We start from the raw sequence: 20,967 nt of genomic DNA, 5'->3' as shown, positions 1-20,967 counted from the left end.
TATAGGCGGCCAGGCAGCGCGAGGACGCCGAGCGGGCCAGCAGGGCGCGGTCCTCGACCGCGTCGGTGCTCGTGGTGCGGACCAGGACCACGACGTCATATCGGGCCGGCCGAACGCCGACCTGCTCGAGCAGATCCGATCCCTCGCCGGGCGGGCGCAACGCGCCGCGGAAGACGACGACCTCGGTCACGTCGTCGCGACGGGTCAGTGCCTGCGCCAGTTCGGCGAGCCGGGCGATGACCCGGCGCCGGGTGCGCGACGGCAGCGTGAGCGGCCCGGCCCAACGGCCGATCTCGGCCGCCAGAAGCAGAAATCCGTTGTCGGTCGGCCGGTCCAGGCGGGCGGTGACGGCGAGTTCGCCGTTGACGAGTTTCATGGGTTTTCCTATCTCTGTGTCGGTTTCGGTGGTCAGCGCCGGTCCAGGCCGGACAGCCGCCATGCCAGCGCGCGGCGCACCGGGGGCAGCGCCCCGGCCATCCGCATGACGCGGTTGCGCAGGGTGCGGCGGCGCGCGGTGGCCAGTTCGGTGAGCCGGCCCGTCATCGAGACGATGCGGCCCGCGGTGCGCCTGCGGGTCTGCGCGTAGTCGTCGAGCAGGGTTTCGGGCCCGCCGCTCAGCACCCGCGACAGGCTTTCGCCGAGCCGGACGGCGTCCTCGATCCCGAGGTTCATGCCCTGCCCGCCCGCCGGGGAGTGCACGTGGGCGGCGTCGCCGGCGAGCAGGATGCGGCCGTCGCGGAACGCGTCGGCGATGCGGTGGTGGACCCGGAACCGCGAACCCCACACCACTTCCTCGACCACGACGGGCGCCGCCACCGGGCCGCGTTCGTCGAGGAGGCGTTGCACGAACGCGATATCGGGGTGTTGCGGGGCGTCATCCACCGTGGCGACGATGCGGTACAGCCCGTCGGGCAACGGTGCGACGACCACCAGCCCGCCCGGCGAGAAGTACAGGATGACCTCGTCGGCGGGCACGCCGCCGGACACCCGGACATCGGCGAGGGTGAAGGACTCGTTGTACTCGCCGCCGCTGAACCCGATCCCGGCCTGCTCGCGGACCGTGCTGTGCATGCCGTCGGCGCCGATCAGGTAGCGCGCCTCGATCCGCCCGCCGTCGGCGAACGTGGCCTCGGCGTGGGTCGGCCGCCGCCGGATCCCGGTCACGGTGGCCGGGCGCACGACCTTCCCGCCGAGTTCTTCGAGCCGGTTGAGCAGGAAGGCCTCGGTATCGGCCTGCGAGATCATCAGCGTGTACGGGTAGCGCGTGGGGAGGTCGCCGAACGGGACCCCGATGAGCAACTCGTCGCGGTCGCGGATGGCGAAGGTCGGCGTGTGCACGCCGCGGGCGACCAGCTGGTCGACGACGCCGTAGGGCTCCAGGAGCTCGAGCGTGTGGGAGTGGACCACGGCCGCGCGGGAGGTGTTGGCGCCTTCGGCCTGGCCGTCGACGACGGTCACATCGTGTCCGAGCTGGGTCAGCACGATCGCGGCGGTCAGCCCGACCGGACCGGCTCCGACGATCAGGACGTCAGTGGTGGTGGTTTGCATCTCGACTCCTTCGATCGGGTTGTCAACAACTGTTGGCCAACGTGTGTTGACTTCAAGGTAGGCGGGCGCGGGAGGCTTGTCAACACTTGTTGGCCTACACTTGTTGGCATGAGACGACCGGCCGCCGAAACCAAGTCCGTCATCCTGGCCGCGGCGCGTGAGCGCTTCGCCGCCGACGGTTACGAACGGGCCACCATCCGCGCGATCGCCGCCGACGCCGGGATCGACCCGTCGATGGTGATGCGTTACTACGGCAACAAGGAACGGCTGTTCGCCGCCGCCGCCGAATTCGACCTGGAGCTACCCGACCTCGCCGAGGTTCCCCGCGAGGACATCGGCACCGCGCTGGCCGCCCATTTCCTCGAACGCTGGGAACGCGACGAGGCGCTGCTGATCCTGCTGCGGGCCGGCGTCACCAATGCGGCGGTCGCCGACCGGATGCGGACGATCTTCGCCGGCCAACTCGCGCCGGTCATCGCCAAACTGACCGGGGCGGCCGCCGACACCCCGGCGCGGGCCAGCCTGGCGGCCTCGCAGGTGCTCGGCCTGGCGTTGTGCCGCTACGTGCTGGCGTTTCCGCCGTTGGTGGATATGGACCGACAGACCGTGGTCGACTGGATCGGCCCCACCCTGCAGCGCTACCTGGTCGGCTGATTCAGATCCGCTCGATCACCGAATGCAGCAGCGAACCCATCCGGGTCGCGGACTGCCTGCCGGCCTCCAGCACCTCGTCGTGGCTCAGCGGCAGGCCGGTCATGCCCGCGGCGAGGTTGGTCACCAGGGAGATCGCCAGCACCTCGGCTCCGGCCGCCCTCGCCGCGATCGTCTCGTGCACCGTCGACATGCCGACTAGGTCGGCGCCGAGGGTGCGCAGCATCCGGATCTCGGCAGGCGTCTCGTAGTGCGGGCCGGGCAGCCCGGCGTAGACCCCCTCGGCCAGCTCCGGATCGATCTCGCGGGCCAGCGCCCGCAGCCGCGGCGCGTAGGCGTCGACCAGATCGACGAACTGCGCACCGACCAACGGGGACCGGGCGGTCAGGTTGAGATGGTCGCTGATCAGCACCGGCTGGCCGACCCGATAGTCCTCGCGCAGCCCGCCCGCGGCGTTGGTCAGCACCACCGTGTGCACCCCGGTCGCGGCCGCCGCGCGCACCGGATGCACGACGTGGCGCAGGTCGTGCCCTTCGTAGGCATGGATGCGGCCGACCAGGACCAGCACCCGGTGGGCGCCGATCCGCACCGACCGCACCTGGCCGCCGTGGCCCGCCGCGCTGGGCGGGGTGAAGCCGGGGAGTTCGGCCATCGGGACGACGGCCACCGCGTCGCCGAGCCGGGCCACGGCGGGCGCCCAGCCCGAACCGAGGACCACGGCGACGTCGTGATGTTCGACGCCGGTCCGGTCGGCGATGGCTGCTGCGGCTTCGGACGCGGCGTGCGGATCGGTCACGACAGCCGAGCTTAACGCCCGTCCGACCGTGGTGAGATACTGCGGGAATGCCCACCGCCACCGCGTCGCTGAACGTTGAGGACGCCGTCAACCGGCGCCGTGGCGACCTCGTCGAGCTGTCCCATTCGATCCACGCCGAGCCGGAGTTGGCGTTCGCCGAGTATCGCAGCGCCGCCAAGACGCAGGCCATGGTGTCCGAGTACGGCTTCGAGATGACCGCCGCCCCCGGCGGACTGGACACGGCGTTCCGGGCCTCCTACGGCAGCGGGCCGCTCGTGGTCGGCATCTGCGCCGAATACGACGCACTCCCCGGGATCGGTCACGCCTGCGGGCACAACATCATCGCGGCCTCGGCCGTCGGCACCGCGCTGGCGCTGGCCGACGTCGCCGACGAGCTGGGCCTCACCGTCGTCCTGCTCGGCACCCCGGCCGAGGAACTGGGCGGCGGAAAGGTGTTGCTGCTCAACGCCGGAGTGTTCGACGACATCGCCGCCACCGTGATGCTGCACCCGGGGCCGGTGGACATCGCCGCGGCCCGCTCGCTGGCGTTGTCGGAGGTGACGGTCGGCTACACGGGCCGCGAATCGCATGCGGCGGTCGCGCCCTATCTCGGGGTCAACGCCGGTGACGCGATCACCGTCGCGCAGGTGGCCATCGGGCTGCTGCGCCAGCAGCTGTTGCCGGGGCAGATGGTGCACGGCATCGTCACGCACGGTGGTGAGGCGACCAACGTCATCCCAGGGCGGACCGAGATGCGGTACACGATGCGGGCCACCGACCTGGCGGCGCTGCGGGAGCTGGAGGGCCGGATGGCCGGCTGCTTCCAGGCCGGGGCGCTGGCGACGGGTTGCGAGTTTGCGGTGACCGATACCGCGCCGGCCTACGCCGAACTGGTGCCCGACCCGTGGCTGTCGGAGACCGTGCGCGCCGAGATGGTGCGGCTGGGCCGTGAGCCGCTGCCCGCCGGCGTCGAGGCCGGGGTGCCGCTCGGCAGCACCGACATGGGCAACGTCACCCAGGTGATGCCGGGCATCCATCCGGTGATCGGGATCGACTCGGGCGGGGCCGCCATCCATCAGCCCGGCTTCACCGCGGCGGCGGCCGGGCCGAGCGCCGACACGGCCGTCATCGAGGGGGCGATCATGCTGGCGCGCACCGTGGTTCGGCTCGCCGAAACGCCGTCCGAGCGTAACCGCGTGCTGGCCGCGCAGACCCGGCGGGCGGCGTCATGAGCGCGGCGGATCTGGGTGCGGTCGCCGGGCGCTGGCTCGACGAACACCACGACGAGATGGTGGCGTGGCGGCGTCACATCCACGCCCATCCGGAGCTGGGCCGCCAGGAGTTCGCCACCACCGAGTTCGTCGCGCGTCATCTGGCCGATGCCGGCCTCAACCCCAAGGTGCTGCCCGGCGGCACCGGCCTGATCTGCGATTTCGGGCCCGAGGACGGCCCGCGCATCGCGCTGCGCGCCGATATGGACGCGCTGCCGATGGCCGACCGCACCGGCGCGTCGTACGCGTCGACCGTGCCCAATGTCGCGCACGCCTGCGGTCACGACGCCCACACCTCGGTGCTGCTCGGGGCGGCCCTCGCACTGGTATCGGCCCCGGAACTGCCGGTCGGGGTCCGGTTGATCTTCCAGGCCGCCGAGGAGCTGATGCCCGGTGGCGCGATCGACGCGATCAACGCCGGGGTGCTGGCCGGGGTGTCGCGGATCTTCGCACTGCACTGCGATCCGCGTCTGCTGGTGGGGCGGGTGGCCACCAAACCGGGTCCGATCACCTCGGCCGCCGACTCCATCGAGATCACCCTGCATTCGCCGGGCGGGCACACCTCGCGCCCGCATCTGACCGGCGATCTGGTCTACGGCCTCGGCGCCCTGATCACCGGGCTGCCCGGCGTGCTGTCGCGGCGTATCGACCCGCGCCACGACACCGTGATGGTGTGGGGCGCGGTCAACGCCGGCGTCGCCGCCAATGCGATACCGCAGATCGGCACCCTGGCCGGCACCATCCGCACGGCCAGCCGCGACACCTGGCTGACGCTGGAATCCATTGTCGAGGAAACGGTTACGGCGCTGCTGGCCCCGCTGAACATCGAGCACAGCCTGAACTACCGCAGGGGAGTGCCGCCGGTGGTGAACGAGGAGGTGTCGACCCGGATCCTCACCCACGCCGTCGAGGCGGTCGGCCCCGATACGCTCGCCGACACCCATCAGTCCGGGGGCGGCGAGGACTTCTCCTGGTATTTGGAGGATGTGCCCGGCGCGATGGCCCGACTCGGGGTCTGGAGCGGTCAGGGGCCGCAACTCGACCTGCACCAGCCCACGTTCGATCTGGACGAGCGGGCGCTTGCGATCGGCGTGCGCACCTTCGTCAACATCGTCGCCGCCTCTTAGTTTTGCCGAGCGTGCGTGTCTGTTGCCCGGCGCGCCGAGTTTTGCCGGCACTTCGCGCACCTTCGCGGGCCGCGACTCGGCCGCTCAGTTATCCACAGCGCGTGATGCATCCACAATTTCGCACTGACCGCCTTCCGGAAGACCGCTGCGGCGTCGACGCTCATCGATATGAACCCTCAACTCGCCGCGCTCTTCGATACCCAGGGTGGCGTTGCCACCAGTGCACAGATTCTCGGGCTGATTACCCGGCACGCGTTCGATCGTGCCGTGGATAGTGGTGCACTGGAACGCATTTGGCAGGGAATCTACTGTGTCGGCGAGCCGACCGATGGATTGCGTCTCCGCGGACTCGACCTGTCGGCTGGCCGCAAGGTTGCGGTGTGCCTGGGCACCGCGGCGGCGCTGCACGGATTCGACACGGAGGGGCCACCGGACCTGCACATCCTCAATCCGCCCTGCGGCCAGATGCGCTCGGCGGACGGGCTGGTAGTTCACCGTCGCGACGGTGCTCCGTTGACGGTCGTCGGTGGCCGGTATGTCACGGCGCCTGCCTGGACGGCCATCGAGGTGGCTCGTGCATTGCGTCGTCCGCGGGCTCTGGCGACCTTGGACGCCGCGCTGCGTAGCGGAACGTGCACACGCTCCGGACTGTGGCGGGCTGCCATCGCGCAAGCGGGCCGGCGCGGCATCGTCAACGTTCGGAATCTGATTGCACTGGCCGACGAAAGGGCGGAATCGCCGATGGAGAGTGAGGCGCGACTGGTCATGCTCGACGGCGGTCTGCCGGTTCCTGAGTTGCAGTTTGAGGTCATCGACGGCAGCGGCCAGCTCAGGCGGCTTGATTTCGCCTGGCCGCACCGACGGGTCGCGGTCGAATACGACAGCCTCGATTGGCACGGCAATCCCGACGCGCTGCGCGACGACCGCAGGCGTACCGCGGCCCTGATGGATGTCGGCTGGACCGTCATCGGGATCGTGTTCGAGGACGTACGGCACCGCCACGGGGAGCTGGTGGCGCGGATCAATGAGCAGTTGAGTCACGCTCGGGCGGCGTGAGGGTGCGCCGACTGCTGACGAAACGCGGCGCGCCGGGCAACAGACACGCACGCTCGCGGTGCAGACAGTTAGGGGCCGATGTTGCGGGCGGGACGGGTGCGCAGACTGTGCACATACTGCGACGGTGCCCCGGCGATCTCGGCGGCATCGGCCATCACCCCGAGATAACGCGCCGACGGCAGCCCGCCCTCCCACGCGTCGACGACGTACAGCCAGGCCAGCACGGGATCGGTGGTGGTATCCGAGGACAGCCGATCCACCCGGCACCGGATCTTCTTGTGGAACCCGAGCTCGGATCCCTCCCAGCGGTCCAGCGACTGCTCATCCGACGACGTCATGTCGTAGAGCACCACGAAGACCTTCGAGAGTGGATCCTCGACGACGGTGGCCAGTGCGCCCTCCCAGCCGATGTCCTCGCCGCCGAAGGTCAGCCGCCAGCCATGCAGCCACCCGGTTCCCGCCATCGGCGAGTGGGGGGCGCGCTCGAGCATTTGCTCCGGATGCATGTTCGAGCCATACGCGGCGTAAAGCGGCACGGTAAGACAGCTTAATCCGCGAAGTTCGTTAGGTTGGTCCCGTGGTTACCCGCATCGTGATCATCGGCGGCGGCCCCGCCGGTTATGAGGCGGCCCTGGTCGCCGCGGCCCGTGGACCCGAGGTCGCCAGCGTCACCGTTGTCGACTGCGACGGCATCGGCGGTGCCTGTGTGCTCTGGGACTGCGTGCCGTCCAAGACGTTCATCGCATCGACGGGCGTGCGCACCGAACTCCGCCGCGCCCCCAACCTGGGCTACACGCTGGATCTGGAGCAAGCGAAGATCTTGTTGCCTCAGATCAACGAACGGGTCAAGGACCTGGCGGCCGCGCAGTCCGGTGATATTGCCGAAAAGCTGAGCAGCGAAGGCATCGACGTCATCGCCGGGCGTGGTGAGCTGATCGACGACGTGCCGGGGATGGCCCATCACCGCATCAAGGTCACCGGTGCCGACGGCCGGGTCCAGCAGCTCACCGCCGATGTGGTGTTGATCGCGACGGGCGCCAGCCCCAGGGTGCTGCCCAACGCCGAGCCCGACGGTGAACGCATCTTGAACTGGCGTCAGCTCTACGACCTCGACATCCTGCCCGAGCATCTCGTGGTGGTCGGCTCCGGTGTGACCGGCGCCGAGTTCGTCAACGCCTACACCGAACTCGGCGTCACGGTGACCGTCGTGGCCAGCCGCGATCAGATCCTGCCGCACGAGGACTCCGACGCGGCCGCGGTGCTGGAGCAGGTGTTCGCCGAACGCGGCGTCACGCTGGTCAAGAACGCGCGGGCCGAGTCGGTCACCCGCACCGACCAGGGGGTGCGGGTGACGATGACCGACGGCCGCGCCGTCGACGCCAGCCACGCCCTGATGACCGTCGGCTCGGTGCCCAACACCGGTGGTCTCGGCCTGGACCGGGTCGGTATCGAGCTCGGCCCGGGAAACTATCTGGGCGTCGACCGGGTCTCGCGGACCTCCGTCCCCGGCATCTACGCGGCCGGGGACTGCACCGGGCTGCTGCCGCTGGCGTCGGTGGCGGCGATGCAGGGCCGGATCGCGATGTATCACGCGCTGGGGGAGGCGGTCGCCCCGATCCGGTTGCGGACCGTCGCGGCGGCGGTGTTCACCCGGCCCGAGATCGCCGCGGTCGGCGTCCCGCAGGCCAAGATCGACGACGGATCGGTGCCGGCCCGCACGCTCACGCTGCCGCTGAGCACCAACGCCCGCGCCAAGATGTCGAGCCTGACCCACGGCTTCGTCAAGATCTTCTGCCGTCCGGCGACCGGTGTGGTGATCGGCGGGGTGGTGGTCGCGCCGATCGCCTCGGAACTGATCCTGCCGATCGCGCTGGCCGTGCAGAACGGCATCCCGGTCACCGAGCTGGCCCAGACGTTCTCGGTGTACCCGTCGCTGTCCGGATCGATCACCGAGGCGGCGCGTCAGCTGATGGCGCACGACGATTTGGACTGACGCCACGTAGCCTTTAGACCGTGACTGTCCCGATCTCTGCACCGGGCGACGGGCAAACCCTCCTCGGGCCGCAACAACGGGCGCAAGCCTGGGAACAACTCGGTAGTGAGCAATTCGACGTCGTGGTGATCGGCGGCGGTGTCGTCGGCGCGGGCGCCGCGCTCGACGCCGCCACCCGCGGGCTCAAGGTTGCGCTGGTCGAGGCCCGTGACTTCGCGTCCGGCACCTCCAGCCGCAGCTCGAAGATGTTCCACGGTGGCCTGCGCTATCTGGAGCAGCTGGAGTTCGGGCTGGTCCGCGAGGCGCTGCACGAGCGCGAGCTGTCGCTGACGACGCTGGCGCCGCATCTGGTCAAACCGTTGCCGTTCCTGTTCCCGCTGACCAACCGGTGGTGGGAGCGGCCCTACGTGGCGGCCGGGATCTTTCTCTACGACCAGCTGGGCGGCGCGAAATCCGTTCCCGCGCAAAAGCATCTGACCAGGGCCGGGGCGTTGCGGCTGGCGCCGGGGCTCAAGCGCAGCTCCCTGGTCGGCGGTATCCGCTACTACGACACCGTCGTCGACGACGCCCGCCACACCATGACCGTGGCGCGCACCGCCGCGCACTACGGTGCCGTGGTGCGGACCTCGACACAGGTCGTGGCGCTGCTGCGGGAGGGCGACCGGGTCACCGGGGTCAAGGTGCGCGACTCGGAGAACGGCGCGGTCACCGAGGTGCAGGGGCATGTGGTGGTCAACGCGACCGGGGTGTGGACCGACGAGATCCAGGCGCTGTCCAAGGAGCGCGGCCGGTTCCGGGTGCGGGCCTCCAAGGGGGTGCACATCGTGGTGCCCCGCGACCGGATCGTCAGCGAGGTCGCGGTCATCCTGCGCACCGAGAAGTCGGTGCTGTTCGTGATCCCCTGGGGCACGCACTGGATCATCGGGACCACCGATACGGACTGGAATCTCGACCTGGCGCACCCCGCGGCGACCAAGGCCGATATCGACTACATCCTCGGCCATGTGAACACCGTGCTGGCCACCCCGCTCGGCCATGACGACATCGACGGCGTCTATGCCGGGCTGCGGCCGTTGTTGGCCGGGGAGAGTGAGGAGACCTCCAAGCTGTCCCGGGAGCACGCCGTCGCGGTTCCGGCGCCCGGCCTGGTGGCGATCGCGGGCGGTAAGTACACCACCTACCGGGTGATGGCCGCCGATGCGATCGACGCGGCCGCGGAGTTCGTGCCGACCCGGGTGGCGACGTCGATCACCGAGAAGGTGCCGTTGATGGGTGCCGACGGGTATTTCGCGCTGATCAACCAGACCGAACACGTCGGCAGGCACTACGGTCTGCATCCCTACCGGGTGCGCCACCTGCTCGACCGCTACGGCGCGCTGATCGGCGAGGTGCTGGCCACGGCGGGTGAACAGGCCGGAGCCGGGCCCCACCTGCTGGAACCGATCACCGACGCGCCGGTCTACCTCAAGGTGGAGGCCTGGTACGCGGCGGCGGCCGAGGGCGCCCTGCATCTGGAGGACATCCTGGCCCGACGGATGCGGATCTCGATCGAATACCCGCACCGCGGGGTCGACTGTGCCCGTGAGGTGGCCGAGGTGGTGGCCCCGGTGCTGGGATGGAGCGCCGCCGACGTCGACCGTGAGGTGTCCACCTACATCGCGCGGGTGGACGCCGAGGTGCGTTCCCAGCAGCAACCCGATGACGAGTCCGCCGACGCGCTGCGTCAGGCCGCGCCCGAGGCGCGGGCCGAGATCCTCGAGCCCGTGCCACTCGATTGAGCCGGATCCCCGAAGGCGGGAGCGCAGCGCCCCGTCGCAGGGCGAGGCTCCCGGCGCCGCTTCCGGTTCGGGACGGGCTGGGCCCGGCGCGGGTGCGGGTGCACGGCGGCCGGTTGGTCGACGAGTTCGAGCGACGTTTCGGGGCGGGTGCGAAAGTCCGTGCGGGCGAGGTGTTCTCGGCCGACGGCTCGGTGCTCGACGAGTCGGCGGTGCTGCCCGCGGGTGCCCATGTCTACCTGTACCGGGAGTTGCCCGACGAGGTGGTGGTGCCGTTCGACCTGCCGGTGCTCTACCGCGACGACGACATCGTCGTGGTCGACAAGCCGCACTTTCTGGCCACCATGCCGCGCGGCAGCCATATCGCGCAGACCGCGCTGGTCCGGCTGCGCCGTGAGTTGGAGCTGCCGGAACTGTCGCCCGCGCACCGGCTGGACCGGCTCACGGCGGGGGTGCTGCTGTTCACCGTGCGGCGCGAGCTCCGCGGCCGCTATCAGACGCTGTTCGCCCGCGGTGCGGTACGCAAGACCTACCTGGCCCACTCGGCCGGTGCGTCCACGGTCGCGTTGCCCGCGACCCTGCGCAGCCGGATCGTCAAACACCGCGGTCGGTTACAGGCGGTCGAAGAGCCCGGCGAACCCAACGCCGAAACGTATGTGGAGGCGCTGGCGGACGGGCTGTACCGGCTCACCCCGCACACCGGGCGCACCCATCAGCTGCGGGTGCACCTGGCCTCGATCGGGTTGCCGATCACCGGGGATCCGTTCTATCCCACGGTGACCGACGTCGCGCCGGACGACTTCAGCACGCCGCTGCGGTTGCTGGCGCACAGCCTGGAATTCGACGACCCGATCAGCGGCCTGCCGCGCCGGTTCGTGAGCGGTCGCGCCGCACCGAATCCGCGATAATCGCGCGCCGCCGCGCCGGATGGCGCAGCATTATCGTGTGCGTAAATTCAGGTCGTACCTCACGGCCATCGCCGCCGTGATGCTGTGTGCCGGTGGGGTGTCCGTGGCGCCGACGGCCGGGGCCAATGTCTGTGGCTCGGTGGGGGGCCGGCATTTCGACGTGAGCGGCTGCTCGGATCCGCTGTATGAACTCAACGACGCGCTGGCCCCGCCGCCACCACCCGGCGCGCCGCCGCCCGCCTATGTACCGCCACCGCCTCCGGCGCCGAACGTCAGCGTGTGCGCCAATGTCGGCCGCCGGATCAGCGTCAGCGGGTGCGTGTAGCGGCCGGTGCGGTCAGATCGGCCACTTGGTCCGGCCGTCGCCGCTGTCGAGCAGCTCCCGAAGGTCCGACGACCAGGCCTGGAATCGGTAGTGGTTCAGTAGCCTTCGCATCCCCGCGATCGCGAGCACGCACAGCACGACCGTGCCGAGCCACGCCGCGACGGCCGCGCCGATCGCGTACGCGGCGGCGGTCGACTCGCTGATCGGCGCGGGAACCCGGCGGCCCTGCTGGTCGAGCCAGATCTGCACGTGGTCACCGGCGCGCACCGACCGTGAGGGTCCGATCATCCCGGTGCGTTCCGAGCCCGCGTAGGTCCATTTGACCTTGACCATGCTGACGGGGGCTCCGTCGACCGTCGGTTCGCTGTTGGACACCACGGTCGCCTGGGCCGGCGTGCGGGTGTGTTCCTGCTCGATGGCCGTGCGTCGGTTGGCGCCGTAGGCGTCCTCACCGATGCCTACCGCGGAGGGGATCACCAGGACGGCGACAGCTATGGCGAGCAGCACCGCGATTGCCTCGGTGCGATCGATGCGCCGAACGAGCGGATTTCCCCCCAGGGCGCGTAGCACCCACCACCGGCCGAACACAGACACCCCCATCACCTTGTTTCTAAGTTTCTAACTTGTTACAACGACATATCCATGCTGACACTGTGGTAGAAGCCAGGCCAGCCAGCAGGGCCTTCTGGAGGCGAACGTCACACTCGGCGCAACTGCAACGTGTTCTACTTACGGCGTGGATCGTCAGCGATTTGACCGCCTTTTCGACATGACCGATCGCGTCGTCATCGTGACCGGCGGGACCCGCGGAATCGGGCTCGCATTGGCCGAGGCGTTCGTTCTGGCCGGGGCGCGGGTGGCGGTGGCCAGCCGCAAAGCCGACTCCTGCGAGGCCGCGGCCGAGCATCTTCGGGGTCTTGGCGGTGCGGCGATCGGGGTGCCGACGCACAGCGGCGACGTCGATGCGCTGGCCGCACTGGTGGACCGCACGGCCGCGGAGTTCGGCGGGATCGACGTGGTGGTCAACAACGCCGCCAATGCGCTGGCCCAGCCGCTGGGCCGGATGACCCCGGAGGCCTGGGCGAAGTCCTACGAGGTGAACCTGCGCGGACCGGTGTTCCTCGTCCAGCACGCGTTACCGCAGCTGACGGCCAGTTCCCACGCGGCGGTGCTGAACATGGTGTCGGTGGGGGCGTTCAACTTCGCGCCGACCCTGACCATCTACGCGTCGGGCAAAGCCGCGTTGATGTCGGTGACGCGGTCGATGGCCGCCGAGTTCGCCCCGCTCGGGATCCGGGTGAACGCGTTGGCGCCGGGACCCGTCGACACCGACATGATGCGCAACAACCCGCCGGAGGCGATCGACCACATGGTCGGCGGGACCCTGATGAAGCGTCTCGCGTCCCCGGACGAGATGGTCGGCGCCGCGCTGCTGTTGTGCTCGGACGCCGGCAGCTACATCACCGGCCAGGCCGTGATCGTCGACGGGGGCGGGACGCCGCGCTGAATCAGGCCTGGGGGTGATCCGCGCCGTGCCAGCCCTGGACGCCGACCGCGATCATCCGCAGTTGTTTGACCGCGATCCGATGGATGTCCTCGACCGATTGTGCGTCTCCGGCGTCTTCGAGGCTCTCGGCGATCGAGATCATCGCGTTGACGAAGAGGATCGCCAGGATGTTCAGGTCCTCGCTGCTCCAGTCCTTGAGCCCGGGGAAGCGGGCCAGGTCGATCGCGAGTTCCGAGGTGATCAACCGGATTTCGGTGCGGATCGCGTAACGCAGCACCGACACCCCGCTGTTGCGTTCGCGAGCGATGAACCGCCAGTGCTCGCGGCGCTCGTCGACGCTGCCGATCAGGATCTCGGCGGAGGATTCGATGACGTGGGCGGGGTCGAGCTTGCCCGCCCGGGCGCCGCGCAACATATCGCGCAACGACCGGAACGACTTGTCGATCAGCACCAGGCCCAGGGCGTCCATCGAGTCGAAGTGCCGGTAGAAGGCGGCGGGCACGATGCCGGCCTCGCGGGTCACCTCGCGCAGGCTGAGTGCGCTGAAGCTGCGGTCCTCGAGAAGCTTGAGCGCGGCGGCGATGATCGCCCGCCGGGTGGCCTCCTTGCGCTCGTCCCTGGACAGCGCATCACGCGAACGCGACTCGGATCGTCGCGTTCGGGAGCTTGATGTTCGGGAACTGGGCGTACGTCTGTTCACTCTTGTGAAGCCTAACACAACCTGGGATTTTGGCGTTGACAGATCGCACTGATCCGGCGCATGGTGTACACATGTTCACCGAAACATTGACGGCAGGCGTGCGCCGGCGGGTGTCCGAATCCCGGCTGGTGAACCTGCTGACCGGCCCGCACGGGGTGGACCGCTACACCGAGTTGGTCGAACCGACCTGGACGCGTGGCGACGCCCGCGCCAGGGTGGTCGCGGTACGGCGACAGACGCCGCGCAGCGTCACGTTGACCCTGGAGCCCAACGGCGCGTTCGCCGGATTCCGGGCCGGCCAGCACATCAACCTCTCCGTCGAGATCAACGGACGGCGCCGCACCCGGTGCTATTCGCCGGCCAGTGCCGAAGGCGCCCGCTACGTCGAACTGACCATCGGGCGCCACGACGGTGGCCTGGTGTCGACCTACCTGTGCGACCACGCGTATGCGGGCATGGTGCTCGGGCTGGACTCGGTCGGCGGTGATTTCGTCCTGCCGCCGGTGCTGCCGCGCCGCATCCTGTTCGTCTCCGGCGGCAGCGGCATCACCCCGGTGATGTCGATGCTGCGGACCCTGCGTGCACAGGCGTTCACCGGGGAGCTCGCCTTCGTGCACTACGCGCGCGGTGCCGACGAGGCCTGCTACCGCGACGAACTCGACGCCATCCGCACGGCCGGTGTCCGGGTGCTGCACGGCTACACCCGGACCGCCGACGGTGCCGACCTCGACGGCCGTTTCGGCCCGGCCCACCTCGCCGCCGCCTTCGGCGGACTGGCACCCGATGCGGTGTTCGTCTGCGGACCGCAGGCGCTCATCGAGGCGGTCCGCGAGCTCTGCCCCGGCGCGTACGCCGAAAGTTTCGTCCCGCCGACGTTCACCGTCCCCGCCGGGTCGACCGGGGGCACGGTCAGATTCATCGACAGCGACGTGACGGCGACCGATGACGGTCAGCCGCTGCTGGTGCAGGCCGAAGCCGCCGGGCTGAGCCCGGAGAGCGGATGCCGGATGGGCATCTGCCACAGCTGCACGCGGTTCAAGACCCGCGGGGTGGTGCGCAACCTGATCACCGGCGCGGTGTCGACCGGCGATTGCGAAGACATCCAGATCTGCGTCACCGCCCCCGTCGGTGACGTGGACATCGACCTCTGATCTGAAAGGACCTGTCATGTCGGAGAATATTTCCCGTCGCTCCGCTCGCCCGGAGAAGATTTACAGCCTGACCCCCGAGCAGGCCGACGCCTTCGGTGCCGAGCTCGACGCCATCCGCGAGCGCGTCATCGCCGACCTCGGCGAGCGCGACGCCACCTACATCCGCAAGGTCATCAAGACCCAGCGTCAGCTCGAGATCGGCGGGCGGGTGCTGTTGTTCGGGTCGATCTTCCCGCCGTTCTGGTTGGCCGGCACCACCATGCTGGCGATCTCGAAGATCCTCGACAATATGGAGATCGGCCACAACGTCATGCACGGTCAATACGACTGGATGGGCGATCCGGCCATCTCCAGCAAGGCTTTTGAGTGGGATACCGCGTGCCCGGCCGACCAGTGGCGGCACTCGCACAACTACATGCACCACACCTATACCAACATCGTCGACATGGACCGCGACATCGGCTACGGCATCCTGCGGATGAGTGAGGACCAGAAGTGGTCGCCGTACTACCTGGGCAACCCGGTCTACGCGTTCCTGCTGATGGTGCTGTTCCAGTACGGTGTCGCGCTGCACGAACTGGAGACCGAACGGATCCGGGCCGGAGAGATCAGCATCGCCGACAAAAAGGATGTGCTGCGGGGGATCTGGGCCAAGACCAAGAAGCAGACGCTCAAGGACTATGTGGCCTTCCCGCTGCTGGCCGGGCCGTTCGCCCCGCTGGTGTTCGCCGGCAACATGACCGCGAACCTGGCGCGCAACGTGTGGTCCTACATGATCATCTTCTGCGGGCACTTCCCGGAGGGCACCCAGGAGTTCTCGATCGAGGAGACCGAGAACGAGTCCCGCGGCATGTGGTATTTCCGCCAGCTGCTGGGGTCGGCAAACCTCACCGGCGGCAAGTGGTTCCACATCTTGAGTGGCAACCTGTCCTTCCAGATCGAGCACCACCTCTTCCCGGACATCCCGGCGCACCGGCACGCCGAGATCGCGGTCGAGGTCCGCGAGATCTGCGAGCGCTACGGCCTGCCCTACAACACCGGCCCGCTGTACAAGCAGTTCGGCACCGTGGTCCGCAAGATCGTGCGGCTCGCCCTCCCGTGGGGTGGTGGAGGTGACGACCCCGAGCCGGTCGTCAGGGAACCACAGGTGGAACCGCAGCCCGAGCCCGCGCTGGTTCGCTGCTGACGGCGAGGCTGCATTGCAGCAGCACGGTGTCCAGCCACCGTCCATGCTTGAAACCCACTGAACGCAGCCGCCCGGCTTCCGCGAAACCGAATTTGCGGTGCAGAGCGAACGAGGCGGCCGCGTCGTCGGTGTCGGCAACGATGGCGATCACCTCGCGGATGCCGGCCGATGCGCAGCCGTCCAGCAGGGCGCGCATCAGCAGTGCGCCGATGCCCCGGCCGGCGGAGTGCGGAGCCAGGTAGACCGAATTCTCGACGGTGTGCGCATAGGCCGGCCGGGCCTTCCACGGCGCGCAGTATGCGTAGCCGACGACCACGCCGTCGAATACCGCAGTGAGAAAGGGTAATCCGCGTTCCTGGGCGGTCGCCAGCCTGAGGTCCCATTCGGCTCGGTCCGGTGGCGTCAGCTCGAACGTGGCGACACCGGTCCGCACGTGATGGGCGTAGATCGCGCCGATCGCGTCAAGATCATCCGGTGACGTCGGGCGGATGTTTTCCATGGATCACCCTAACTCAGCGACCGAGTGGCCACTTTCCGCCGAAATCCGCGAGTTCGGGTGTCACAGTTGGCCACTCGACCCGGCCCGGCCCCGACCTGGACGCCGTCACCCGCTAAATGTATTCTGTATACTCATGAAGGAAAACGTCGTGGTGGCTGCGGTTCAGACCGACATCTCGCTCTTCGATTCCGGTGCGAACCTCGAACGAATCGGCGCCGCGGTGGCGACGGCCAAAAAAGAGCGCGGGGCCGATCTGGTGGTGTTACCGGAGCTGTCCAACATCGGCTACATCCGCGGCCGCGACAAGGTGTTCGGCGCCCAGTACATGAAATGTGCCGAGCGCATCCCCGGCGCGTTCACCGACGCCCTCGGCGAACTGGCCGCCCGGCACGGCGTCTACATCATCGCCGGGATGGCCGAGGCTCATCCCACCATCCCGGCAACGCTGTACAACTCGGCGGTTCTGGTGGAGCCGAGTGGGCGCATCGGCGGTGTCCATCGCAAGGTCCACATCCCCGGATTCGAGAAGCACTACTTCATCCCGGCCAACCGCAACGGCGTATTCCACACCGATCTCGGGACGATCGGGATCGGCATCTGTTACGACAACCAATTCGCCGAGCTGACCCGGACCTACGCCCTCAAGGGGGCCGAGATCCTGGTGATGTTGTGGAATATGCCGAACTTCTCCAACGACGGCCGGATCCTGCACAACCTCACCTCGACCCGGGCCTTCGAAAACCGGATGTTCGCGGTGTCGTGCAACCGGACCGGGCAGAACAACGACATCGAGTTCTTCGGTTGCAGCGCAATCGCGAATCCGGTGGGGGAGCTGTTGGCCGCCGCGGGTGGCGAGGACGAGATCATCCACGCCGTGCTGGAACGGGACCGGCTCATCGAGGAGCGCGCCCAGATGACGATTTTCCGGGACCGGCGCCCCGAGCTCTACGACGAACTGGTCCAACCCCTGTAGCTCAAGGACTTTCGGGCGCGGCGACCAGCCGGGCCTCCAGCAGGGCCAGACCGGTGGCGACGTGGCTGCAGGTCAGTTCGGACGCCGAGTCGGCGTCACCGGATTTGACCGCCTTGAAGATCTTGACGTGCTCGGCGTGCGACGTCGCGATGCGGGATCCGTCGCTGAGGTAGAACCGGACGTAGCGCTCGCTCATCCCGTACATCGCGCTGGCCGCGCCGAATGTCTTGGGCATATCGGCCATGGCATAGATACCTTCATGGAAGGCCCGGTCCAGCGAGCGGAACTCGGCGGCGTCGCCGCGGTCCAGCAGGGTCTCCGCCTGCGCCAGGGTGGCGGCGACCTGCTGGAGCTGTTCGGAGGCGGCCGCGGCGTTGCGGGCGGCCTCACCGGCCAGCGCGGACTCCAGATTCCTGCGTCCGCAGTAGATATCCCGTGCGTCGAAGATGGACAGTTCGGTGACGACGAGACGCCGGTGCGGCGCATCGGACAGAAACCCCTCGCCGATCAGCCGGGCCAGCGCCTCACGCAGCGGGATGCGGCTGATACCGATGCGGCCGGCGAGTTCCTCCTGGTCGATGCGCGTGCCCGGCTCCAGTTCGCCGGAGATGATCCAGTCGCGCACCTGAGCATAGGCCCAGTCCTGTTTGCGCCAACTGATCTCGGGCATGATCCGTTCGGCCATACTCGCCCTCCTCGCCGGGTTCACTCAGCCTACCGATCTCTGTACGCTGTATACAGAATAACCTGCGGAGCGAACGGAAAGAGGTTACACGATGGCCGTGGTTTCGATGGTCGCCGATATCGGCGAGAGCTTTGGCAACTACCGCATGGGCGACGACGAATCGATCCTCGAGGTCATTTCGGATGCCAATGTGGCGTGCGGCTTTCATGCCGGCGACCCGGTGGTGATGGATACGACCGTGCAAGCCTGCCTCGCCAAGGGCGTCTCGATCGGCGCCCACCCGGGATACAAGGATCTCCAGGGGTTCGGCAGGCGCGCCATCACGCTGACACCGCAGGAGATCCGCACCGATGTGCTCTACCAGCTGGGCGCGTTGAACGCCTTCGCGACGGCGCACAAGACCCGCCTGGCCCATGTGAACGTGCACGGGAAGCTCGACAACATCGCCGGAGTCGACGATGCGGTGGCCGCGGCCCTCGTCGAGGCGATCGCCGCGTTCGACCCGGAGCTGATTCTGGTCGCGCAGGACGGCGAGCTGGAGAAGGCCGCGCTGAACGCCAACCTGCGCATTGCCTATACCTTCATGGCGGACCGTTCCTACGCGCCGGACGGACAGCCCGTCAGCCGCGATCATCCCGAGGCATTGCTGCATGATTCGCAGCGGATCGCCGACCGCGCGGTGCGGGCCGCCGTCGATGGAACGGTGCAGGCCGTCGACGGGTCGACGATCCCGATGCCATGCGATGTGGTTCTCGTCCACGGGGACAACGCCGAGTCGGTTCAGACCGCCCACCAGGTCCACCGCCGCCTGACCGAGGAGGGCATCGAGATCACCAGCATGGACCAGGTTCTCGCCGCCCGGGGGCGGTGAGCACACATGACCACCACACCGATTCGTCCGCAAGGCCACTATGTGGCGGCGGTGGTACACAACGACACGGTGATCTCGGCGGGGATGACCCCGCGCGACGACGACACGCTGCTCGCGGTGGGCCCGGTCAGTGCCGACGGTGCGACGGGCACGGTCGCGGTCGCGGCTGCGGCCGAACTGGCCGGGCATGCCACGGCACGAGCGATCCGGGCGTGCGAGGACGTGCTCGCCGAAGGTGCCGTGTTGGTCCGGCCGATCTCGCTGACGGTGTTCGTCCGCTGCGACAGCGAATTCAGCGCGCACAGCGCGGTGGCCGATGGTGCGTCGAACCTGTTGGCGCAGCGGTTCGGGGCGGTGCCGGTCCGCGCGGCGGTCGGGGTGGTGTCACTGCCCGGCGGCGCCCCCGTCGAGGTTCAGCTGACCATGTCCTGGACCTGAGGGTCGAAACGCACCTTCAGGCCGGGGCGGGCCTGGGCCAGCAGGTCGGCATCGTCCTCGCACAGCACACCGATCACCGGATAGCCCCCGGTGACCGGATGATCGGACAGAAATACGATCGGTTCGCCGGAGGGCGGTATCTCGATCGAACCGCGCACCATGCCCTCACTGGGCAGCGCGGTCGAACCGATCGTGAGCGGACTTCCGGTCAACCGCGCGGCAATCCGGTCGGTCCGGTCGCTGACCGTCCACCACTGGGAGCGGAGCCGGTATCGATCGGCGGTGCTGAACAGATCCTCGCGCGGGCCCCACAGCATCCGCAGCGCGGCGCGGCCGACCGGGATCCGGCTGTACGCCAGCTCGGTCGGCGCATCCGGGCAGTGCGGTGCGGGCGCACCGATCGTGAAAACCTGGCCCGCGACGAGGATTCCGGAACCGATACCGCCGAGGCAGTCGTCGGCCGCCGAGCCGAGGAACCGCGGTGCGGCGATCCCGCCGGACACCGCGACATAGCTGCGGATCCCGTACCGGGGTCTGCCGAATTCCACGACGGCGCCCGCGGGCAGATGAAACCGGGTGCCGTCCGATACCGGGCGTCCGTCGATCCGAACGGGCGGGTGAGCGCCCGCGACGGCCACGATGCGATCCTCGGACACCGACAGGGTCAGCCCGCCCAGCAGCACCTCCAAACACGCTGTCTCCTCCGGGTTTCCCACCAGACGGTTGGCCAGTGCGAAGCTGCGGGTGTCCGCGGCCCCGGACGGTGACACACCGAGCTGCATATACCCGGGGCGGCCCGAATCCTGCACGCTGGACCCCGGTGTCGCGGCGTGAATCCGCAGGGTGGCGGTCACCGCGCTACCCGTTCGAACCGCACCCGGTCACCGATCCGCAGTCGGGACGGTGGTGTCGCGGTGACATCCCACAGCTCGACATCGGCCGATCCCACCTGATTCCATCCGCTGGGCATCGCGCCGGGATAGATGCAGGTTTGCAGGTTGGCGATGGCAACCGAACCCGCGGGCACCTTGGGGCGGGGCGCAGGCCGACGGTTCACCCGAAGGCGGTCCGACAGGCCCGTGAGGTAGGCGAAGCCGGGCGCGAACCCGAAAAATGCCACGGTGTAGACGGTTTCGCTGTGCAGCGTGATGACCTGCTCGCGGGTCAGGCCGGTCGCGGCGGCGACCGCGTCGAGGTCGGCGCCGTCATAGACGGTCGGAACGCGGATGAGCCGTGAGTCCGTGCCGGTGCCGGTGTCGGGCAGCGCGCTCAGGGTTCGCAGCTGCTCGCGCAGGACACCGAGATCGGCGCGGCGCCGCGCGACCACCAGAACCGTGGTGGCGGCCGGGACGATGTCGCGGACCAAATGGGCGTTCGGCCCGGCCGCGATGCCGGCGGCCAGGCCCGCCGAGCAGCCCGCGGGGCACTCGACCAACCAGGCGCGCTCCCCGGCGCGACGGATCGGCAACCCATGGGCGGGGGTGTGCACGCTAACGCACGCCGACCA

The 20,967-nt window shown here is 68.9% G+C and carries 23 protein-coding genes and 1 pseudogene; 14 read left to right on the top strand and 10 right to left on the bottom strand.

The window, feature by feature from the left end; translation table 11 throughout:
- Together ACWDTP_RS27000 and ACWDTP_RS26995 are read right to left on the bottom strand one after the other, a co-directional pair.
- A pseudogene (locus ACWDTP_RS27000) lies at positions 1 to 376 on the bottom strand (hypothetical protein); the annotation flags it as partial.
- 32 nt (positions 377 to 408) lie between these two features.
- Positions 409 to 1,548 carry an FAD-dependent oxidoreductase gene (locus ACWDTP_RS26995; protein WP_450025519.1) on the bottom strand — a complete coding sequence of 380 codons (1,140 nt, stop codon included), beginning with the start codon at positions 1,546 to 1,548 and terminating at the stop codon, positions 409 to 411.
- A 108-nt stretch (positions 1,549 to 1,656) separates the two neighbouring features.
- On the opposite strand from ACWDTP_RS26995, the gene ACWDTP_RS26990 reads away from it, so the two are divergent.
- Positions 1,657 to 2,202: a TetR/AcrR family transcriptional regulator gene (locus ACWDTP_RS26990; RefSeq protein ID WP_450025517.1), complete on the top strand. Its 546-nt coding sequence runs from the start codon at positions 1,657 to 1,659 to the stop codon at positions 2,200 to 2,202.
- A gap of 1 nt (position 2,203) precedes the next feature.
- On the opposite strand, the gene ACWDTP_RS26985 is transcribed toward ACWDTP_RS26990, so the two are convergent.
- A complete protein-coding gene (locus tag ACWDTP_RS26985; protein WP_450025515.1) occupies positions 2,204 to 2,995 on the bottom strand; it encodes a purine-nucleoside phosphorylase in 792 nt (263 codons plus the stop codon).
- A 47-nt stretch (positions 2,996 to 3,042) separates the two neighbouring features.
- Here ACWDTP_RS26985 and ACWDTP_RS26980 point away from each other — a divergent pair, with 47 nt between their 5' ends.
- The 3 genes from ACWDTP_RS26980 to ACWDTP_RS26970 all read left to right on the top strand — a co-directional run bounded on the left by ACWDTP_RS26980 (position 3,043) and on the right by ACWDTP_RS26970 (position 6,449).
- Entirely contained in the window at positions 3,043 to 4,227 is a 1,185-nt protein-coding gene (locus ACWDTP_RS26980) for a M20 family metallopeptidase (RefSeq protein WP_450025513.1), read from the top strand.
- Entirely contained in the window at positions 4,224 to 5,393 is a 1,170-nt protein-coding gene (locus tag ACWDTP_RS26975; protein ID WP_450025511.1) for a M20 family metallopeptidase, read from the top strand. Before ACWDTP_RS26980 ends, ACWDTP_RS26975 begins: the two co-directional genes overlap by 4 nt.
- Before the next feature lie 168 nt (positions 5,394 to 5,561).
- A complete protein-coding gene (locus ACWDTP_RS26970; protein WP_450025509.1) occupies positions 5,562 to 6,449 on the top strand; it encodes a type IV toxin-antitoxin system AbiEi family antitoxin domain-containing protein in 888 nt (295 codons plus the stop codon).
- 68 nt (positions 6,450 to 6,517) lie between these two features.
- On the opposite strand, the gene ACWDTP_RS26965 is transcribed toward ACWDTP_RS26970, so the two are convergent.
- Positions 6,518 to 6,985, bottom strand: coding sequence for a gamma-glutamylcyclotransferase (locus ACWDTP_RS26965; RefSeq protein WP_450025507.1), 468 nt, complete (start codon positions 6,983 to 6,985; stop codon positions 6,518 to 6,520).
- A 41-nt stretch (positions 6,986 to 7,026) separates the two neighbouring features.
- On the opposite strand from ACWDTP_RS26965, the gene ACWDTP_RS26960 reads away from it, so the two are divergent.
- From ACWDTP_RS26960 to ACWDTP_RS26945, 4 genes are all read left to right on the top strand, one after another.
- Positions 7,027 to 8,442: an NAD(P)H-quinone dehydrogenase gene (locus ACWDTP_RS26960; RefSeq protein WP_450025505.1), complete on the top strand. Its 1,416-nt coding sequence runs from the start codon at positions 7,027 to 7,029 to the stop codon at positions 8,440 to 8,442.
- Positions 8,443 to 8,462: 20 nt separating this feature from the next.
- On the top strand, positions 8,463 to 10,220 hold the full coding sequence (locus ACWDTP_RS26955) for a glycerol-3-phosphate dehydrogenase/oxidase (protein ID WP_450025504.1): 1,758 nt from the start codon (positions 8,463 to 8,465) through the stop codon (positions 10,218 to 10,220).
- A 92-nt stretch (positions 10,221 to 10,312) separates the two neighbouring features.
- Positions 10,313 to 11,125, top strand: a complete 813-nt coding sequence (locus ACWDTP_RS26950) for a pseudouridine synthase (protein ID WP_450025502.1) — start codon at positions 10,313 to 10,315, stop codon at positions 11,123 to 11,125.
- Between the two features lie 37 nt (positions 11,126 to 11,162).
- Entirely contained in the window at positions 11,163 to 11,450 is a 288-nt protein-coding gene (locus ACWDTP_RS26945; RefSeq protein ID WP_450025501.1) for an RNA-binding protein, read from the top strand.
- A gap of 12 nt (positions 11,451 to 11,462) precedes the next feature.
- Here the strand turns inward: ACWDTP_RS26945 and ACWDTP_RS26940 are convergent, their stop codons facing one another.
- A complete protein-coding gene (locus ACWDTP_RS26940; RefSeq protein WP_450025499.1) occupies positions 11,463 to 12,050 on the bottom strand; it encodes an Rv1733c family protein in 588 nt (195 codons plus the stop codon).
- 136 nt (positions 12,051 to 12,186) lie between these two features.
- On the opposite strand from ACWDTP_RS26940, the gene ACWDTP_RS26935 reads away from it, so the two are divergent.
- Positions 12,187 to 12,957 (top strand): SDR family NAD(P)-dependent oxidoreductase, encoded by a 771-nt coding sequence (locus ACWDTP_RS26935; protein ID WP_450025497.1) that lies wholly within the window; start codon positions 12,187 to 12,189, stop codon positions 12,955 to 12,957.
- Between the two features lies 1 nt (position 12,958).
- Here ACWDTP_RS26935 and ACWDTP_RS26930 read toward each other — a convergent pair whose 3' ends face one another.
- Positions 12,959 to 13,657 (bottom strand): TetR family transcriptional regulator, encoded by a 699-nt coding sequence (locus ACWDTP_RS26930; RefSeq protein ID WP_450025495.1) that lies wholly within the window; start codon positions 13,655 to 13,657, stop codon positions 12,959 to 12,961.
- Positions 13,658 to 13,728: 71 nt separating this feature from the next.
- On the opposite strand from ACWDTP_RS26930, the gene ACWDTP_RS26925 reads away from it, so the two are divergent.
- Together ACWDTP_RS26925 and ACWDTP_RS26920 are read left to right on the top strand one after the other, a co-directional pair.
- A complete protein-coding gene (locus ACWDTP_RS26925; RefSeq protein ID WP_450025493.1) occupies positions 13,729 to 14,808 on the top strand; it encodes a flavin reductase family protein in 1,080 nt (359 codons plus the stop codon).
- A gap of 16 nt (positions 14,809 to 14,824) precedes the next feature.
- The gene (locus ACWDTP_RS26920; protein ID WP_450025492.1) at positions 14,825 to 15,994 is read left to right on the top strand and encodes a fatty acid desaturase family protein; all 1,170 of its coding nucleotides are present in this window, start codon (positions 14,825 to 14,827) and stop codon (positions 15,992 to 15,994) included.
- Here ACWDTP_RS26920 and ACWDTP_RS26915 read toward each other — a convergent pair.
- The gene (locus ACWDTP_RS26915) at positions 15,942 to 16,493 is read right to left on the bottom strand and encodes an N-acetyltransferase family protein (RefSeq protein ID WP_450025490.1); all 552 of its coding nucleotides are present in this window, start codon (positions 16,491 to 16,493) and stop codon (positions 15,942 to 15,944) included. The two genes, ACWDTP_RS26920 and ACWDTP_RS26915, sit on opposite strands and share 53 nt — an antisense overlap.
- A 133-nt stretch (positions 16,494 to 16,626) precedes the next feature.
- Here ACWDTP_RS26915 and ACWDTP_RS26910 point away from each other — a divergent pair, with 133 nt between their 5' ends.
- A complete protein-coding gene (locus ACWDTP_RS26910; protein ID WP_450025488.1) occupies positions 16,627 to 17,466 on the top strand; it encodes a carbon-nitrogen hydrolase family protein in 840 nt (279 codons plus the stop codon).
- Position 17,467: 1 nt separating this feature from the next.
- Here ACWDTP_RS26910 and ACWDTP_RS26905 read toward each other — a convergent pair whose 3' ends face one another.
- Positions 17,468 to 18,151, bottom strand: a complete 684-nt coding sequence (locus ACWDTP_RS26905; protein ID WP_450025486.1) for a GntR family transcriptional regulator — start codon at positions 18,149 to 18,151, stop codon at positions 17,468 to 17,470.
- Positions 18,152 to 18,257: 106 nt separating this feature from the next.
- On the opposite strand from ACWDTP_RS26905, the gene ACWDTP_RS26900 reads away from it, so the two are divergent.
- Positions 18,258 to 19,022, top strand: a complete 765-nt coding sequence (locus tag ACWDTP_RS26900; RefSeq protein ID WP_450025484.1) for a LamB/YcsF family protein — start codon at positions 18,258 to 18,260, stop codon at positions 19,020 to 19,022.
- A 6-nt stretch (positions 19,023 to 19,028) separates the two neighbouring features.
- Positions 19,029 to 19,460 carry a RidA family protein gene (locus ACWDTP_RS26895; protein ID WP_450025482.1) on the top strand — a complete coding sequence of 144 codons (432 nt, stop codon included), beginning with the start codon at positions 19,029 to 19,031 and terminating at the stop codon, positions 19,458 to 19,460.
- On the opposite strand, the gene ACWDTP_RS26890 is transcribed toward ACWDTP_RS26895, so the two are convergent.
- Positions 19,436 to 20,314, bottom strand: coding sequence for a 5-oxoprolinase subunit C family protein (locus ACWDTP_RS26890; protein ID WP_450025480.1), 879 nt, complete (start codon positions 20,312 to 20,314; stop codon positions 19,436 to 19,438). The two genes, ACWDTP_RS26895 and ACWDTP_RS26890, sit on opposite strands and share 25 nt — an antisense overlap.
- On the bottom strand, positions 20,311 to 20,967 hold a 657-nt coding region (locus ACWDTP_RS26885), incomplete at its 5' end, for a 5-oxoprolinase subunit B family protein (protein ID WP_450025478.1). The genes ACWDTP_RS26890 and ACWDTP_RS26885, both read right to left, overlap by 4 nt.

The organism is Mycobacterium sp. NPDC003449, from assembly GCF_053588415.1.
This window is presented reverse-complemented; position numbering and strand designations above follow the sequence as displayed.